Genomic DNA, 15,314 nt, shown 5'->3' on the forward strand with positions numbered 1-15,314 from the left:
TATTAAGCATAAACGAGCTTAATATCAAGGGCATTTACAACCTTAAATATACTTTCAAATCTAGGTTTTGAATTTTCTTTAAACATCTTATAAAAGCTTTCCCTATTTAAATTTGCTTTTTTTGCAACTTTCTCAATACCTTTTGATTTTGCTATATAAAACAAAGCCCTTTTAAATTCTTCGATATCGCCATCAGACAAAACCTGATTTAAATACTCTTTTCTTAATTCATCAGTTGTTAAATAGTCTTCTAAATTAAATTTTGTAAATTCTTCTTTCATTTATAATCCTTTAATATCTCTTTTGCTTTTTTAATATCATCGCTTTGACTATCTTTATCGCCAGCATTTAATAATATAATTATTTCATCGCCATTAAAAGTAAAAAATATTCTTAACCCACCACGATTGAAAAACCTAAGCTCATATAAATCAGTATCAATAAATTTATAATCTCCTAGATGATCTTTAGTTTCTATTTGATCCAATCTTCTTAAAATAGAAATTTTAACAACCGGATTATTTAATTTATTTAACCATTTGTCAAATGTAGTGCTTTTTAATATTTTCATAAAATGGATTTTAAAAAAATGTAGCTTAATGGCTACTTATAAAAGCCCTTAACGCTCATAACCCGAAGGTCGGCGGTTCAAATCCGTCCTCCGCAACCAAATGCCCATTGCTTTTACCATCTTTTTACTAAGCACCAACCCCCACGCCATCACGTATATCATCAACATTGAGATGAACGTAGTGTAAGCTACTTTTAATATCTGTATGACCCATAAAAGCCATCAATTTATGAGCATTAAATCCCTTCAAACTCACTAACCTAGAAGCCACTGTATGTCGTAATACATATAGTCCGTGAGTGTTGTTTTCTCCCTTATATCCTAGATGGTTTCTTACGGCCCACCACATACGATTTGCTGTATCGTGGTTTAGATGAGTTAAGGGCACTTGTTTAAGGGTAGGTCTCTTTGCAGTTACCATAAGAGCACCTTGAGATACCCAGCAGTAAGCCATACGAAGCACTTGGTCGTCTTTTATTTCAGTAAAGAGTTTACGAGCCTCTATTTTACTTACGCTCTTAGCTATTTCTAAGCGTTGCTTTATGGCTTTGAAGACTAGAATAGTTTTGTTTTAATATGTAAAAAGAAAGATTAGTAAAAAATAGGTTTCATAACTTTTAAATATAAAAAGAGAAATTCCTACCCAGTATTGTTTTATGGGTTATTAGTATAAATTTAAAAATATAGAAGGGGGCGAATGCCCCTAATTTTTATTTTAAAGTTTGGATGTATTCAGCTACTGCTTTTGCATCTTCGTCGCTCATTGGAGTAGCGATAGGTTTCATCATAGCGCCAAGACCAAATTTATTTGCTCCTGTTTTATAACCCTTTAGTGCCTCTTCGATAGCTGCTGCATCAAGAGATGTTAAAGCTGGAACTTTATTATTGAACATTTTTTCAGCTTTTGCACCATGACAGGCGATGCATTTTTTGTAGATAGCAGCACCATCTGCAGCAAAGGCAGCAGTTGAAAGTAGAGCCGCAATGCTAGAAACAATTAGTAATTTTTTCATTTTTCATCCTTTGTAAAAAATTTTATGCATTATAGTACAAAAAGGTAAATTCGCAAGAAGCTAGTTAAAATATTTTGGCTATAATCACCAAATGAATAAAAATGAGCCTATTAAAGCACTTTTTCTAGACCGCGACGGCGTCATAAATGAGGACGCTGGATATGTTTGCGAGATCAAAGACTTTAAATTTATTGATGGCATTTTTGATGCATTGAGAGAATTTAGCGATGCTGGCTATAAACTCTTTGTTGTGACAAATCAATCAGGCATCGGCAGGGGCTACTATACGCAGGAGCAGTTTGACGCTCTAAATAAATTTATGTTAGAAAGCTTTAAAAAAGAGCAAATTTTTATCACCAAAGTCTATTTTTGTCCGCACGCTCCGGAGGTTAATTGTCTCTGCAGAAAGCCAAATCCCAAGATGATCCTTGATGCATGTGCCGAGTTTGACATAGATATTGAAAACTCGCTCATGATAGGTGATAAGCCAAGCGACGTCGAGGCTGGCAAAAGGGCAGGGGTTGGTAGAAATTTCTTGCTTGATGGCATAAATTTTAAAAATGTAAAAGATGTTTTAAATAAGCTAAAAAAGGAAAAATCACTATGAATTTAAATGGAAAAAAGATAGTTATAACTGGCGGCGCTGGATTTATAGGTTCAGCCTTAGCGCATTATTTTGATGAAAATTACAAAGATGCTCACGTGCTTGTCGTGGATAAATTTAGAAACGACGAGACATTTAGCAATGGCAACCTAAAAAGCTTTGGCCATTTTAAAAATTTACTTGGATTTAAGGGTGAAATTTATGCTGGCGACATCAACAACCCTAGCACACTTGAAAAGATAAAGAGCTTTTGTCCAGACGTTATCTACCACGAGGCAGCGATCTCAGATACGACCGTAAAAGAGCAAGACGAGCTAATAAAAACAAATGTAAACGCCTTTGTAAATTTGCTTGATATCTGCGAGAGTTTGGGCGCAAAGATGATCTATGCAAGCTCAGGGGCGACTTATGGCAACGCAAAGAGCCCACAAACCGTTGGCGAGTGCGAAGCGCCAAATAACGTCTATGGCTTTAGCAAGCTAAGCATGGATAATATCAATAAAATTTACGCAAAACGCGGCGTGAGTGTGGTTGGACTGAGGTATTTTAACGTCTTTGGCAAGGGCGAGTTTTTCAAAAATAAAACCGCCTCGATGGTGCTTCAGTTTGGCTTGCAAATTTTAGCTGGCAAGACCCCAAGGCTCTTTGAGGGCAGCGACCAGATCAAACGCGACTTTGTCTATATAAAAGATATCATTGACGCAAACATAAAAGCACTTGACGCGCCAAGCGGCGTCTATAACGCAGCTACTGGCAAGGCTAGAAGCTTTCAAGATATCGCTGATATATTGCAACGCGAGATCGGCGTAAATTTAGGCAACGAATATATCAAAAATCCATTTATCGGCTCATATCAGTTTCATACAGAGGCCGACGTAGCTCCAGCTCGCGAGGCATTTGGTTTTAGCGCGACTTGGAGCTTGGAAGAGGCAATAAAAGACTACTTGCCAGAAATAAAGAGAATTTACAAGGAAGAGATAAATGGCTAAGAGAGTTAAAATTTTAGTCGTCGGCGATCTCATGCTGGACCACTATATCTGGGGCAGCTGCGACCGCATCTCTCCTGAAGCGCCAGTGCAGGTTGTAAAGATAAATAACGAAACCTACACGCTTGGTGGCGCTGGCAATGTGGTGAGAAATTTGCTTTCCCTTGGTGCAAACGTGAGCGTGGCTAGCGTCTTAGGAGATGATGAGGCTGGCAAAAAGATAAAAGAGAGACTCGCTGAGCTAAACGTAAAAGATGAGCTCATACTCACCGAAAAAGGACGCGAAAGCTCGATAAAAAGCCGTATTATGGCATCGCACCAGCAAGTTGTCAGGATCGATAAAGAGAGCGTTGTTAAGATAAATTTAGAAAATGAGCTCGTCTTAAAAGTAAAAGAAAATCTTGCAAATTTTAAGGCTGTCTTACTAAGCGACTACGGCAAAGGCGTGCTTAGTGAGAAGGTCTGCCAAGAGATCATAAACGAGTGCGTGAGGCTAAATATCCCAGTACTTATCGACCCAAAAGGCAGCGACTACTCAAAATATAAAAACGCAACCCTTCTAACTCCAAATAAAAAAGAGGCGAGCGAGGCTACAAATTTAAAGATAAAAGACAAGGCCGAGCTTGAAAAGGCAATAAAACAGCTAAAAGACGATCTAAATTTGACCTATTCGCTCATCACGATCTCGGAAGAGGGCATTGCGCTATATGATGACAGGTTGCACATTTTTGCTGCTAAAGCAAAAGAGGTCTTTGATGTCACTGGTGCCGGAGATACGGTGCTTGCCACACTTGGCTATATGCTGGCAAATGGGGCTGACATAAAAGAGGCGATCAAGATAGCAAACCTCGCAGCAGCCGTTGTCGTGGCTAAGATAGGTAGCGCAACGGCTAGCTTTAGCGAGATCGAGCAGTTACTAAATAGCTCATTTGGGGCAAATTTCGAGCACAAGCTAAAGAGCCTTGATGAGCTAGAGGAAATTTTGAGCCAAAAGGGCAAGAAAAAGGTCGTTTTCACAAATGGCTGCTTTGATATCTTGCACGCTGGACACGTAAAATACCTAGCTCGTGCAAGGGAGCTTGGCGATCTTTTGGTCGTTGGGTTAAACTCAGACGCTTCAGTTAAGAGGCTAAAAGGCGAGGCTAGGCCTATAAATTCGCAAGATGATAGAGCTTGCGTGCTAAGTGGACTTGGATTTGTTGACTATGTCGTGATTTTTGACGAGGATACGCCTCTAAATTTAATAGCAAAGATAAAGCCTGACGTGCTTGTAAAAGGGGCTGATTATAAAGACAAAGAGGTCGTTGGCAGCGAGATCGTAAAAGAGGTCAGGCTCATCGACTTTGTCGAGGGTAAAAGCACGACAGGGATAATAAAAAGGATAAAAGATGCCAAAAACGATGATAAAAAATGAGCTCGAGGCTCACCAAAAGACCTTTAGCGAGCATGTAAATTTGCTTGATAGCCTAGAGCGTGCTTGCCAGATGGTAGCTGATACGCTAAAAAATGGCAAAAAGGTGCTAATATGCGGCAACGGCGGCTCAGCGGCGGACGCTCAGCACTTTGCAGCCGAGCTAACTGGCAGATATAAAAGCGAACGTCAGCCACTACCTGGCATCGCGCTAACTACTGATACTTCGGCACTTACGGCCATTGGCAACGACTACGGCTTTGACTACGTTTTCTCACGCCAGTTTGAGGCTTTGGCTCAGCCAGGCGACTTGCTCGTGGCGATCTCAACGAGTGGCAACAGCAAAAATGTCCTTGAAGCTATAAAAAGTGCCAAGAAAATGGGTGCATCAGTGCTTGGACTTAGCGGCAAAGGAGGTGGCGCTATGAATGAAGGATGTGATCTAAATTTAGTCGTTAGCTCAAGCGACACTGCAAGGATACAAGAGTCGCACATATTTTTTATCCACACGATCTGCCAAGCTGTAGATGAGGCTTTTAGGGGCTAAAATGCAAGAAGCGATGGATAAATTTTTAAGTGATCCTAGCCAGCAAAATGAGGTAAATTTGATATCGGCTTTGAAAAAGGCTAGCTTTTTTGCTCCGGTGCTTTTAAACCAAGCACTTGCAAAGCCTGATGGTGGTGTGGTTTATGAAGAAGAGGGCTCAAATATCAAATTTATCCTACTTGAAGATGAGGGCGAGAAGCTTAGCTATTTTCCGGCGTTTACAAGCAAAGAGGCGATGAGGCTTTGGAGAAATGACAGCGAGCAAGAAAGCATAGAGATAGGGCTAAAAGAGTATCTTGCGATGCTAAAAGAGAGTAGTTATGCTGGAGTCGTAGTGGATGCTTTTAGCTACGATTTTATTCTTAAAAAAGATCAGATAGAAAAAATTTTGAACTAAATTTTGCTTTATAAAAAGAAATTTTTGTTTTACTATAGCGATCTTTCGCACTGCACAAATTTGCTATTTAGCAAGTTTTTATTAATTTTAAGCTAAAATCAGCCAAGCTAAATTTAAGGAAAAAAATGAAAGACAATCTACTTGAATTAACCCAAGATATTGCGTCTGTTGATATCGAAGAGTCTATAAAAACTAGCTATCTTGACTACTCTATGAGTGTTATCGTCGGACGTGCCTTGCCTGATGCTAGAGACGGCTTAAAACCAGTCCATAGAAGAATTTTATACGCTATGGACAATCTTGGTGTTGGCAGCAGAAGTGCCTACATGAAGTCAGCTCGTATCGTCGGTGAAGTCATAGGCAAGTACCACCCACACGGCGACACAGCAGTTTATGACGCTCTTGTTCGTATGGCGCAGAAATTTTCTATGCGTTATCCAGTCGTTGACGGACAAGGAAACTTTGGCTCTATTGACGGCGACAGCGCAGCTGCGATGCGTTATACAGAAGCTAGAATGACTATGCTTACTGAAGAGCTTTTAAAAGATATTGACAAAGACACGGTTGATTTTGTACCAAACTACGACGATAGGGAGGTTGAGCCAGACGTACTTCCAAGCCGTGTGCCAAATTTATTATTAAACGGCTCAAGCGGTATTGCGGTCGGTATGGCGACAAATATCCCACCACACAGCCTTGATGAGCTTATAGATGGTCTTTTGCTGCTTCTTGAAAACAAAGAGGCGACACTTGAAGAGGTGATGGAATTTATCAAAGGTCCAGACTTCCCAACTGGCGGTATCATCTTTGGTAAAAAAGGTATCATAGAGGCCTACCGCACAGGTCGTGGCAGAGTCAAACTAAGAGCCAAAACTCACATAGAAAAAAAGCCAAACAAAGACGTGATCGTCATCGACGAGCTACCATATCAAACAAACAAAGCTAGACTTATCGAGCAGATCGCTGAGCTTGTAAAAGATAAGCAGATAGAGGGCATTAGCGAGGTTAGAGATGAGTCTGACAAAGATGGCATCCGCGTAGTCATCGAGCTAAAACGCGACGCTATGAGCGACATCGTGCTAAATAACCTATTTAAATCAACCACGATGGAGAGCACTTTTGGCGTTATTATGCTTGCTATTAATAACAAAGAGCCAAAGGTATTTAACCTTATCGAGCTACTTAAGCTATTTTTAAATCACAGAAAAACAGTCATCATTAGAAGGACGATATTTGAGCTTGAAAAAGCGCGTGCAAGAGCCCACATCTTAGAGGGTCTAAAGATCGCACTTGATAACATCGATGAGGTGATCGAGCTTATTAGAAATAGTGCTGATACGGCGGTTGCTAGAGAAGGCTTGATGAGTAAATTTAACCTCTCAGAGCTTCAAGCAAACGCTATCCTTGATATGCGCCTAAGCAAGCTTACCGGCCTAGAGAGAGAAAAACTAGAGGCTGAGCTAGCCGAGCTTATGGCTGAGATCGCAAGACTTGATGAAATTTTAAAAAGCGAGACATTGCTTGAAAATTTGATCAAAGAAGAGCTTTTAGAGATCAAAAATAAATTTAAAGTACCAAGAGTGACTGAGATCGTTGATGACTACGATGATATCGACATTGAAGACCTCATACCAAATGAAAATATGGTCGTAACCATAACTCACCGCGGCTACATCAAGCGTGTGCCAAGCAAGCAGTATGAGAAGCAAAAACGTGGCGGCAAGGGCAAAGTAGCAGTCACAACATACGATGATGACTTTATCGAGAGCTTCTTTACTTCAAATACTCACGATACGCTTATGTTTGTGACAGACCGCGGACAGCTATACTGGCTAAAAGTCTATAAAATTCCAGAGGGAAGCCGCACAGCAAAGGGCAAAGCAGTTGTAAATTTGATCCAGTTGCAGCCTGACGAGAAGATAAAAGCGATCATCCCAACGACTGACTTTGACGAGAGCAAATCGCTAGCGTTTTTCACTAAAAACGGCATCGTAAAACGCACAAATTTAAGTGAGTTTAAAAACATCCGCTCAGTTGGTGTAAGAGCTATAAGCCTTGATGAGAACGACGAGCTAGTAACTGCGCTCATCGCTCAAACATACGATGATATCCCAGTAACTGACCCTGAAAATGAGCTAAGCGTAGAGAGTGAAGTGCTTGAGATAGAAGAGATACAAAACGAGATCGATGAAGACAATGCAAACGCCGAAGAGGACGCAAACTCAAGCGATGAGACAATGCTATTTGTAGTTACCAAAAAAGGCATGTGTCTTAAATTTAAGATCAGCAAAGTTCGCCAAATGGGTAGAACGGCGCGCGGCGTAACTGGTATCAAATTTAAAGAGCCAGGCGATGAGGTCGTAGGTGCAGCAGTCATCGAAAGCAATGATCAAGAAATTTTAAGCATATCTCAAAAAGGTATCGGCAAGCGAACAACCGCTGATGAGTACCGCTTGACAAATCGCGGTGGCAAAGGCGTCATCTGCATGAAACTAACAAGCAGAACAGGCGATCTTGTGGGCGTTGTGATGGTTGATGAAGAGCAAGACCTTATGGCTCTAACATCAAGCGGCAAGATGATCAGAGTTGATATGCAAAGTATCCGCAAAGCAGGACGTAACACAAGCGGCGTGATCGTCGTAAATGTCGATGGCGATGATGTCGTAAGTATCGCAAGATGCCCTAAGGCTGAAGACGGCGAGGACGAGGATGAAGCACCAGGCGAAGATATGGGGCTTTTGGAATAAAATTTGCTGTTAAATTTTAAATAAAAGCATAAAAAAGGTTGTTTATGAAGGTTAAAATTTTATTTTTTGCTTTGATGGTTGCTATTTTTGGCGGTTGCTCATTTAACGGCTTTATGGGCGAGCCAACTAGCACATCAAACCGCAATGTAGTCATCCAAAAGGTCGATAAAGACGATCTTAGAGAGGTGATGAAAAAAGAGAAGATGATATATGATAGCGCTCCAAGAGAGACTACATTTAGAGCCACAGGTGAGGGTATAGCTCCGTTAAATTCGCTCTCATACGCTCAGTCTGTCACTCTTGCAAAAAGAGCGGCGATGGCTGATGCTTATTCGCAGCTTGCAGGTAAGCTTTATGGCGTAAAGATCAATGCTGAAGACACCGTAAGAGACGCGATGCTAAACGACTCATCTATCACTTCAAAGGTTCAAGGTCTTGTCAAAAACGCAAGGATCGTAAGTGAAAATTTCAAAGACGGGCTTTATAAGGTAAATATGGAGCTTAAGATAGACGAAGATAAGTGGCGAGAAGTCTTTTCTTACTAACGATACTTTTAAATTTCGCCTTTTGCCTGGAGGAGTTTATCTTCTGGGCAAAGGTCGATACGACAAATCACATCATCGCTAATGAGGAAATTTCATTTTCAAAGGCGATGACCCTTTCGCCAAATCCAAAACCAAAATTTCTTTGCCAGATAGACGCTTTTAAAGATGAAAACACTACAACTCTTAGCTTTTTAAATTTACACAAAGATGAAATTTTTGACTGCTTTGCCTTAAAAAAAGTGATGATAAAAAATGAGCTAAATGTCAAAAATGCGCAGGTCACAAACGCTTCAAATTTGAAAATTTTGCCAGTTAGATTTATGGTGGAATTTAAGCCAAAATCCGCTATCATCGGCATACTTCAATAAAAAAGAGATCAAATGAATATCGTCATAGTAGAAGATGACATCAATATGCGAAAGTCGCTTGAGATCGCGCTTGGTGAGTATGATGAGCTAAATATCAAAAGCTATAAGAGCGCAGTTGAGGCACTAAAAAAGCTAGGCGAGGACACTGATCTAATAATCACCGATATAAACATGCCAAAGATGGACGGACTAGAGTTCATTAAAGAGCTAAACGGTAAATTTGACGTCATCATAATGACTGGAAACGCCACGCTAAATAAGGCGATCGAAAGCGTTAGGCTTGGCGTGAAGGACTTTTTAACCAAGCCATTTGACGTCTCAACGCTTTATGAGACGATAAAAAGGGTAGAGACGCTAAAGCAAAAAACCCCAAAAAGCATAAAAAAAGTTGAAACTAAAAGCGAAAATAACGGCTTTTTAGCCACTTCAAAGGCACTTGAAGCGACGCTAAATATCGCGCTAAAAGCCGCAAGAACGGACGCTTCTGTCATGCTTAGTGGCGAAAGTGGCGTTGGCAAGGAGGTCTTTGCTAAATTTATCCACGCAAACTCACCAAGAAAAGATGCGGCGTTTGTCGCTTTAAATATGGCAGCGATACCTGAAAATTTGATAGAAAGCGAGCTTTTTGGCTTTGAAAAAGGCGCATTTACCGACGCAGCTACTACCAAAAAAGGGCAGTTTGAGCTGGCAAATGGTGGAACGCTATTTTTAGATGAGATCGGCGAGATGCCTATAAATTTACAGCCAAAGCTGCTTCGTGCGCTTCAAGAGCGCGAGATAACAAGGCTTGGCGCTACAAAGAGCGAAAAGATCGACGTTCGCATCATCTGCGCTACAAATGCAAATTTAGAGCTTGCGATGAAGGAGGGCAGGTTTAGAGAGGATCTTTTCTACCGCCTAAACACGATCCCACTTTTTATACCGCCACTTCGCGAGCGAAAAGATGAAATTTTGCCTATCGCACAAGATGCCTTAGAAAAATGCTGCAAAGAGTATGGCTTTGAGGCTAAAAATTTCTCAAAAGCAGCCAAAGAGGAGCTTTTGGGCTATGATTATCCAGGCAACATAAGAGAGCTTATCTCAGTCGTGCAGCGTGCAGCGATACTAAGCGAGGGCGATGAAATTTTGCCAAAAGATCTATTTTTGCAGGCGAGAAGTAAAAAATAGGTAAAAATTTAAGTTTTTGGCTAGTAAAATTATGCAAATTAAGAAAATTAAAAGAAACTAAGGAGAGCAGATGAGAAAATTTAACGTAGCGGTCGTTGGTGCGACAGGAGCGGTCGGCGAAGAGCTTTTTAGAGTTATGGAAGAGGTTGATTTTCCAGTTGGAGAGCTTTTGCCGCTTGCTAGCGCAAAAAGTGCTGGCAGCGAGATCGAATTTAATGGCAAATATTACAAAGTAAAAGAGCTAACCGAAAAGGTTTTTAGTGAGCACGAGATTGATATCGCATTTTTTAGCGCAGGCGGCTCAGTTTCAGAGAAATTTGCTAAATTTGCAGCTGACAGCGGCGCAGTAGTCATCGATAACACCAGCCATTTTAGGATGGATAAAGATATCCCTCTTGTTGTGCCAGAGTGTAATCCAAGCGACATTGCCATGTGGAAAAACCGCGGCATCATCGCAAATCCAAACTGCTCAACCATCCAAATGGTGCAAATTTTAAAGCCACTAAATGACGCTTTTGGCATCAACAGGGTCGATGTTTCTACATATCAAGCAGCAAGCGGCGCTGGCAAAGAGGGCATGGAAGAGCTTGTTGTTCAGATGCAAAAATTCTTTGAGTTTAAGCTTGATGAGTGCGAGCCAAAGGTATTTGCGCACCGCCTAGCACTAAATGTTATCCCTCACATCGACGTCTTTTTGGACAATGACTATACAAAAGAAGAGATGAAAATGGTCAATGAGACGCAAAAAATTCTTCACAAAGATATCGAAGTTAGCGCTACCTGTGTGCGTGTGCCAGTGCTTAGAAGTCACTCTGAGGCGATCACTATTCATTTTGATAAAAATGTGAGTGCAGATGCAGCAAGAGAAATTTTGAGTAAAGCTCCAAGTATCGTTGTAGTGGATAACCCAGCCCAAAAAGAGTATCCGATGCCTATCCTTTCAAGCGATACAAATGAGACTTATGTTGGAAGAATAAGAGTTGATAATTACAGACCTAACGTGCTTCATCTTTGGTGTAGTGCCGATCAGATCCGTGTGGGGGCTGCTACAAATGCTGTTAGAATCGCTCAAAAATGGATCGAAATGCAAGAGTAGGTTAATCAACCAACAAGCTTCTAAATTTAAGGAAAAAACTATAAAATAGCCCCTTTTTTAAATTTATACAAAAAGGGGCTTTATTGCGTAGATTATTTGAAAGAATTTTGCTTGCAAGCAATAGTTTTACGCTGTTTCCAGTTATTTTTGGTCTTTTGGGTGCGATCATGCTTTTTGTTATCGCTAGTTACGATGTTGGCAAGGTGCTTTTGGAGGTTTATAAATATTTCTTTGTTGAGAGTGCACACGCTGAAAATTTTCATTCAGAAGTTGTCGGTGAAATAGTTGGTGCGATCGATCTATACTTGATGGCACTAGTTCTTTATATCTTTAGTTTTGGAATTTATGAGCTTTTCATTTCAGAGATCACGCAGCTAAAGCAGTCAAAGCAGAGCAAAGTCTTAGAGGTTCACTCTCTTGATGAGCTAAAAGACAAACTTGGCAAAGTAATCGTCATGGTCCTAATCGTAAATTTCTTCCAAAGAGTGCTTCATGCAAACTTTACAACACCGCTTGAAATGGCTTATTTGGCGGCTTCTATCCTTGCGCTTTGTGTTGGACTTTACTTTCTTCATAAAGAAGGCCATTAAAATTTTAAGCGTTTTTACGCTTAAAATTTCTCTCAAATCTTTTATTTAGCGTTAAATTTATATATATTTAGATAATATCCCTTTAAAAATTTAAAGGAAAATTTATGATTTTTATAGATGCTTGTTTAAAAAAACCGACGCCATACACGCCCGTTTGGATGATGCGTCAAGCCGGTAGATATCTGCCAGAATATATGGCTGTAAGAGCCAAGGCAGGGGATTTTTTATCACTTTGTAAAGATTATAAAAAAGCTAGTGAAGTCACGCTTCAGCCAGTCGATATCCTTGGTGTTGATGCGGCTATTTTATTTAGCGACATCCTTGTAGTGCCGCTTGAAATGGGTATGGATCTACGTTTTGAAAAAGGCGAGGGCCCGGTTTTTACAGAGCCGTTGCGTGACCAAGCATCTCTTGATGCACTTAGTATTAAAAAATCGGTAAAAAATTTAGCATACGTCTATGATACGATCAAGCTCACAAGAGAAAATTTAGCTAAAGATAAGGCACTAATTGGATTTTGCGGTGCCCCATGGACGATAGCTACATATATGATCGAGGGTGGTGGCAGTAAGAACTATGCGATCTGCAAAAAAATGCTATATCAAAATCCAGAATTTTTACACCAAATTTTAGAAAAAGTGACACAAGCTCTCATTTTATATATAAAAGAGCAAATCAAAGCTGGCGTAAATGCGGTGCAAATTTTTGATAGCTGGGCGGCTGCACTTGAGGAGCAGGCTTATTTTGAGTTTGGATTTAGCTATATAAATAAAATAGTTGATAGCGTAAAAGCTGAGTTTCCAGAAATTCCGGTCATCGTTTTTCCAAAGGGGATAAGTGGCTATTTGGATAAAATTTCAGGAAATTTTGATGTTTTTGGCGTTGACTGGAGCACTCCAATAGAGCTAGCCAAAGCAAAACTAAGTCCAAAATACGTCCTTCAAGGCAATATGGAGCCAACTAGACTTTATAGTAAAAAAGCGATAGATGAAGGTGTGGATAAAATTTTAAGCACTATGAAAGATGCTCCTCATATCTTTAACCTAGGTCACGGAATCTTACCAGATGTGCCAGTTGAAAATGCAAAATATTTCATAAAACAGGTTCAGACAAAAAGTGCAAGGTAATAAGCCTTGCATCATCTTTGGTCCGATAAATTCACGCCGTTTTGGCATGAGTCTTGGCATAGATCTAAGCCCTAAGCAAAAATCATGTAATTTTGACTGTGTCTATTGTGAGCTAAGTGGTGCAAAAACAGTCAGCGCGATACAAGATCCGCCAAGTGTTAAAGAAATTTTAATAGCTTTAAAAGATGCTTTGCGTACTCATCAAAACATCGATGTTATAACACTTACGGCAAATGGAGAGCCGACTCTTTACCCATACTTACAAGAGCTAATTAACGAGATAAATAACCTAAAAGGCAGTTCAAAAACACTTATTTTAAGTAATGGCTCAGGCGTGTGTGAGCCAAAAATTTGCGAGGCTTTAAAAGAGCTTGATATAGTGAAATTTAGTCTAGATAGCGCAGTGCAAAGCACTTTTAAAAAGATAGACCGCAACAAAAGCGGTATAGAAGTAGGCGAGATTATAAAAGCAATGGCTAAATTTCGCAAGGAATTTGCTGGTGAGCTCGTGCTTGAAATTTTAGTCGTAGCTGGTTTTAATGATAAAAAAAGTGAGTTTGAAGCACTTAATATGGCGATAAATGAGATAGCTCCACACCGAGTAGATATTGGTACGGTAGATCGCCCACCAGCCTATAATGTAAAGGGCGTAGACGCTAAAAAGTTAGAGGAGTTAGCCGAGCAGATAAGTGGCGTGCCAGTTAATATCGTCAAAGCTCACAAGATAGAGCAAAAATATAACTTTAGTGAGGATGAAATTTTAGAAATGCTGAAACGTCGTCCGCAAACTATCGCAAATGTTGAAGAGAATTTTTCTGACTCTTCAAAGCAGACTCTAGCAAAATTTTTACAAGATGATGTGGTTTATTTATCCGATGTTGCTGGAGTGAAATTTTACAAACTAAGAGCATAAATGAAAAGAATCCTTACAATACAAGATATCTCGTGCGTTGGCAAATGTTCCCTTACTGTCGCACTTCCGATAATTAGCGCTCAAGGCATTGAGGTGTGTATATTGCCTACTGCGCTACTTTCGACTCATACTGGCTTTAAAAATTTCACATTTCGTGATCTGACTGATGAATTTGACGCGATAACACAAGTATGGCACAAAGAAAATATCGCATTTAATGGAATTTATACCGGGTTTTTAGGCAGCTTTAGTCAGCTTGAGCTGATAGAGAAAATTTTTAATGAGTTTAATGACTCTGCTCCACTAATACTTGTAGATCCTTGCATGGGCGACAATGGCAAGCTCTATCACGGATTTGATGAAAAATTTGTTATGAAAATGCGCGAACTTTGCACAAAGGCTCACGTTATCACGCCAAACATAACTGAAGCAAGCTTTATGTGTGGGATGCCGTTTTTAGGCAGTGACTATACGCAAGATTATATTTTAGAGTTGCTTGAAGGCTTAGCTAGCTTTGGAGCTAGAAAGATTGTGTTAAAGGGTATTAGATACAAGCAAAATGAATGTGGCATCATAGCTTACGATGCAAAGACAAAAGAGAAAGTAGAGTATTTTCACGAGTTTTTGCCATTTCACACGAGTGGAACTGGAGATATTTTTGCTTCTGTGCTTTTTGGCTCGCTAGTAAATGGCGAAAGCATGCAAAATTCTATCAAAAAGGCAGCAAACTTTGTGCTTAGTAGCATTAAAATCACGCTAAAAGATAAGAGCCGCACATGGTATGGTGTGCAGTTTGAAAAGGTGCTTGGCACTCTTGCAAGATAGGCTGGCAAACTACTTATTTAAAATTTTTAATAACACAACGATATGGCAAAGATTGATATCTTTACTAGCTGTTAGAAGAGCTATGTTGCCGTATTCTTTTTCTAAATTTTTTAGTGTTTTAAAGCAAGATTGTGCTTTTTCATTATCAAGCTCGAGCTCAAATTTTTCACAAAACTCATCAAATCTAGCTTCTCTATCTTCATGAAACCACTCTCTTAAAGCAGTGCTTGGTGTGATATCCTTTAGCCAAAGGAAATTTGAAAATATCTCTTTTCTTATGCCTCTTGGATAGAGTCTATCAACAAAAGCCGCCTTCATATCCAAACTATCATCTTTAATAAAATCATAAATTCTATAAGCTTTAAACATGTTGTGATTGTAGTCCTATAATGTTTATAAATAAAAAA

General features: G+C 39.8%; 19 protein-coding genes. 14 read left to right on the top strand and 5 right to left on the bottom strand.

Annotated elements, in window-relative coordinates; genetic code table 11:
• Nucleotides 1-2: 2 nt before the first annotated feature.
• The 4 genes from CCON33237_RS04230 to CCON33237_RS04245 all read right to left on the bottom strand — a co-directional run bounded on the left by CCON33237_RS04230 (nt 3) and on the right by CCON33237_RS04245 (nt 1,584).
• On the bottom strand, nt 3-281 hold the full coding sequence (locus tag CCON33237_RS04230; RefSeq protein ID WP_054196527.1) for an addiction module antidote protein: 279 nt from the start codon (nt 279-281) through the stop codon (nt 3-5).
• Nucleotides 278-571, bottom strand: a complete 294-nt coding sequence (locus tag CCON33237_RS04235) for a type II toxin-antitoxin system RelE/ParE family toxin (protein ID WP_054196528.1) — start codon at nt 569-571, stop codon at nt 278-280. Before CCON33237_RS04235 ends, CCON33237_RS04230 begins: the two co-directional genes overlap by 4 nt.
• Before the next feature lie 127 nt (nt 572-698).
• On the bottom strand, nt 699-1,133 hold the full coding sequence (locus tag CCON33237_RS10095) for a tyrosine-type recombinase/integrase (RefSeq protein ID WP_338084042.1): 435 nt from the start codon (nt 1,131-1,133) through the stop codon (nt 699-701).
• A gap of 148 nt (nt 1,134-1,281) precedes the next feature.
• The gene (locus CCON33237_RS04245; protein ID WP_054196530.1) at nt 1,282-1,584 is read right to left on the bottom strand and encodes a c-type cytochrome; all 303 of its coding nucleotides are present in this window, start codon (nt 1,582-1,584) and stop codon (nt 1,282-1,284) included.
• A gap of 91 nt (nt 1,585-1,675) precedes the next feature.
• On the opposite strand from CCON33237_RS04245, the gene gmhB reads away from it, so the two are divergent.
• The 14 genes from gmhB (at nt 1,676) to CCON33237_RS04315 (ending at nt 14,907) form a co-directional block, all read left to right on the top strand.
• Nucleotides 1,676-2,191, top strand: coding sequence for a D-glycero-beta-D-manno-heptose 1,7-bisphosphate 7-phosphatase (gmhB, locus tag CCON33237_RS04250; RefSeq protein ID WP_054196531.1), 516 nt, complete (start codon nt 1,676-1,678; stop codon nt 2,189-2,191).
• Nucleotides 2,188-3,177, top strand: a complete 990-nt coding sequence (gene rfaD, locus CCON33237_RS04255) for an ADP-glyceromanno-heptose 6-epimerase (protein ID WP_054196532.1) — start codon at nt 2,188-2,190, stop codon at nt 3,175-3,177. Before gmhB ends, rfaD begins: the two co-directional genes overlap by 4 nt.
• Nucleotides 3,170-4,588 (top strand): D-glycero-beta-D-manno-heptose-7-phosphate kinase, encoded by a 1,419-nt coding sequence (gene rfaE1, locus CCON33237_RS04260; protein ID WP_054196533.1) that lies wholly within the window; start codon nt 3,170-3,172, stop codon nt 4,586-4,588. The genes rfaD and rfaE1 overlap by 8 nt, the downstream gene beginning before the upstream one ends.
• Nucleotides 4,563-5,132 carry a D-sedoheptulose 7-phosphate isomerase gene (gene gmhA, locus CCON33237_RS04265; protein WP_054196534.1) on the top strand — a complete coding sequence of 190 codons (570 nt, stop codon included), beginning with the start codon at nt 4,563-4,565 and terminating at the stop codon, nt 5,130-5,132. The genes rfaE1 and gmhA overlap by 26 nt, the downstream gene beginning before the upstream one ends.
• A 1-nt stretch (nt 5,133) precedes the next feature.
• Nucleotides 5,134-5,529, top strand: coding sequence for an SseB family protein (locus CCON33237_RS04270; protein WP_054196535.1), 396 nt, complete (start codon nt 5,134-5,136; stop codon nt 5,527-5,529).
• Between the two features lie 125 nt (nt 5,530-5,654).
• Nucleotides 5,655-8,276, top strand: a complete 2,622-nt coding sequence (gyrA, locus tag CCON33237_RS04275; protein ID WP_054196536.1) for a DNA gyrase subunit A — start codon at nt 5,655-5,657, stop codon at nt 8,274-8,276.
• Nucleotides 8,277-8,320: 44 nt separating this feature from the next.
• Entirely contained in the window at nt 8,321-8,821 is a 501-nt protein-coding gene (locus tag CCON33237_RS04280; RefSeq protein WP_054196537.1) for an LPP20 family lipoprotein, read from the top strand.
• Complete coding sequence (locus CCON33237_RS04285; protein ID WP_054196538.1) at nt 8,797-9,189, top strand: hypothetical protein; 393 nt, start codon at nt 8,797-8,799, stop codon at nt 9,187-9,189. The genes CCON33237_RS04280 and CCON33237_RS04285 overlap by 25 nt, the downstream gene beginning before the upstream one ends.
• 12 nt (nt 9,190-9,201) lie before the next feature.
• Nucleotides 9,202-10,356 (top strand): sigma-54-dependent transcriptional regulator, encoded by a 1,155-nt coding sequence (locus CCON33237_RS04290; RefSeq protein ID WP_054196539.1) that lies wholly within the window; start codon nt 9,202-9,204, stop codon nt 10,354-10,356.
• Nucleotides 10,357-10,426: 70 nt separating this feature from the next.
• Entirely contained in the window at nt 10,427-11,452 is a 1,026-nt protein-coding gene (locus CCON33237_RS04295) for an aspartate-semialdehyde dehydrogenase (RefSeq protein WP_054196540.1), read from the top strand.
• 83 nt (nt 11,453-11,535) lie between these two features.
• A complete protein-coding gene (locus CCON33237_RS04300) occupies nt 11,536-12,042 on the top strand; it encodes a YqhA family protein (RefSeq protein ID WP_054196541.1) in 507 nt (168 codons plus the stop codon).
• A 104-nt stretch (nt 12,043-12,146) separates the two neighbouring features.
• Nucleotides 12,147-13,169 carry a uroporphyrinogen decarboxylase gene (hemE, locus tag CCON33237_RS04305; RefSeq protein ID WP_054196542.1) on the top strand — a complete coding sequence of 341 codons (1,023 nt, stop codon included), beginning with the start codon at nt 12,147-12,149 and terminating at the stop codon, nt 13,167-13,169.
• Nucleotides 13,170-13,215: 46 nt separating this feature from the next.
• Complete coding sequence (locus CCON33237_RS04310) at nt 13,216-14,082, top strand: radical SAM protein (RefSeq protein WP_081004463.1); 867 nt, start codon at nt 13,216-13,218, stop codon at nt 14,080-14,082.
• A complete protein-coding gene (locus CCON33237_RS04315) occupies nt 14,083-14,907 on the top strand; it encodes a pyridoxamine kinase (RefSeq protein WP_054196543.1) in 825 nt (274 codons plus the stop codon).
• 9 nt (nt 14,908-14,916) lie between these two features.
• On the opposite strand, the gene CCON33237_RS04320 is transcribed toward CCON33237_RS04315, so the two are convergent.
• Nucleotides 14,917-15,276, bottom strand: coding sequence for a DUF488 domain-containing protein (locus CCON33237_RS04320; protein WP_054196544.1), 360 nt, complete (start codon nt 15,274-15,276; stop codon nt 14,917-14,919).
• Between the last annotated feature and the right edge of the window lie 38 nt (nt 15,277-15,314).

Source organism: Campylobacter concisus (assembly GCF_001298465.1).
Taxonomy (GTDB): Bacteria; Campylobacterota; Campylobacteria; order Campylobacterales; family Campylobacteraceae; genus Campylobacter_A; species Campylobacter_A concisus.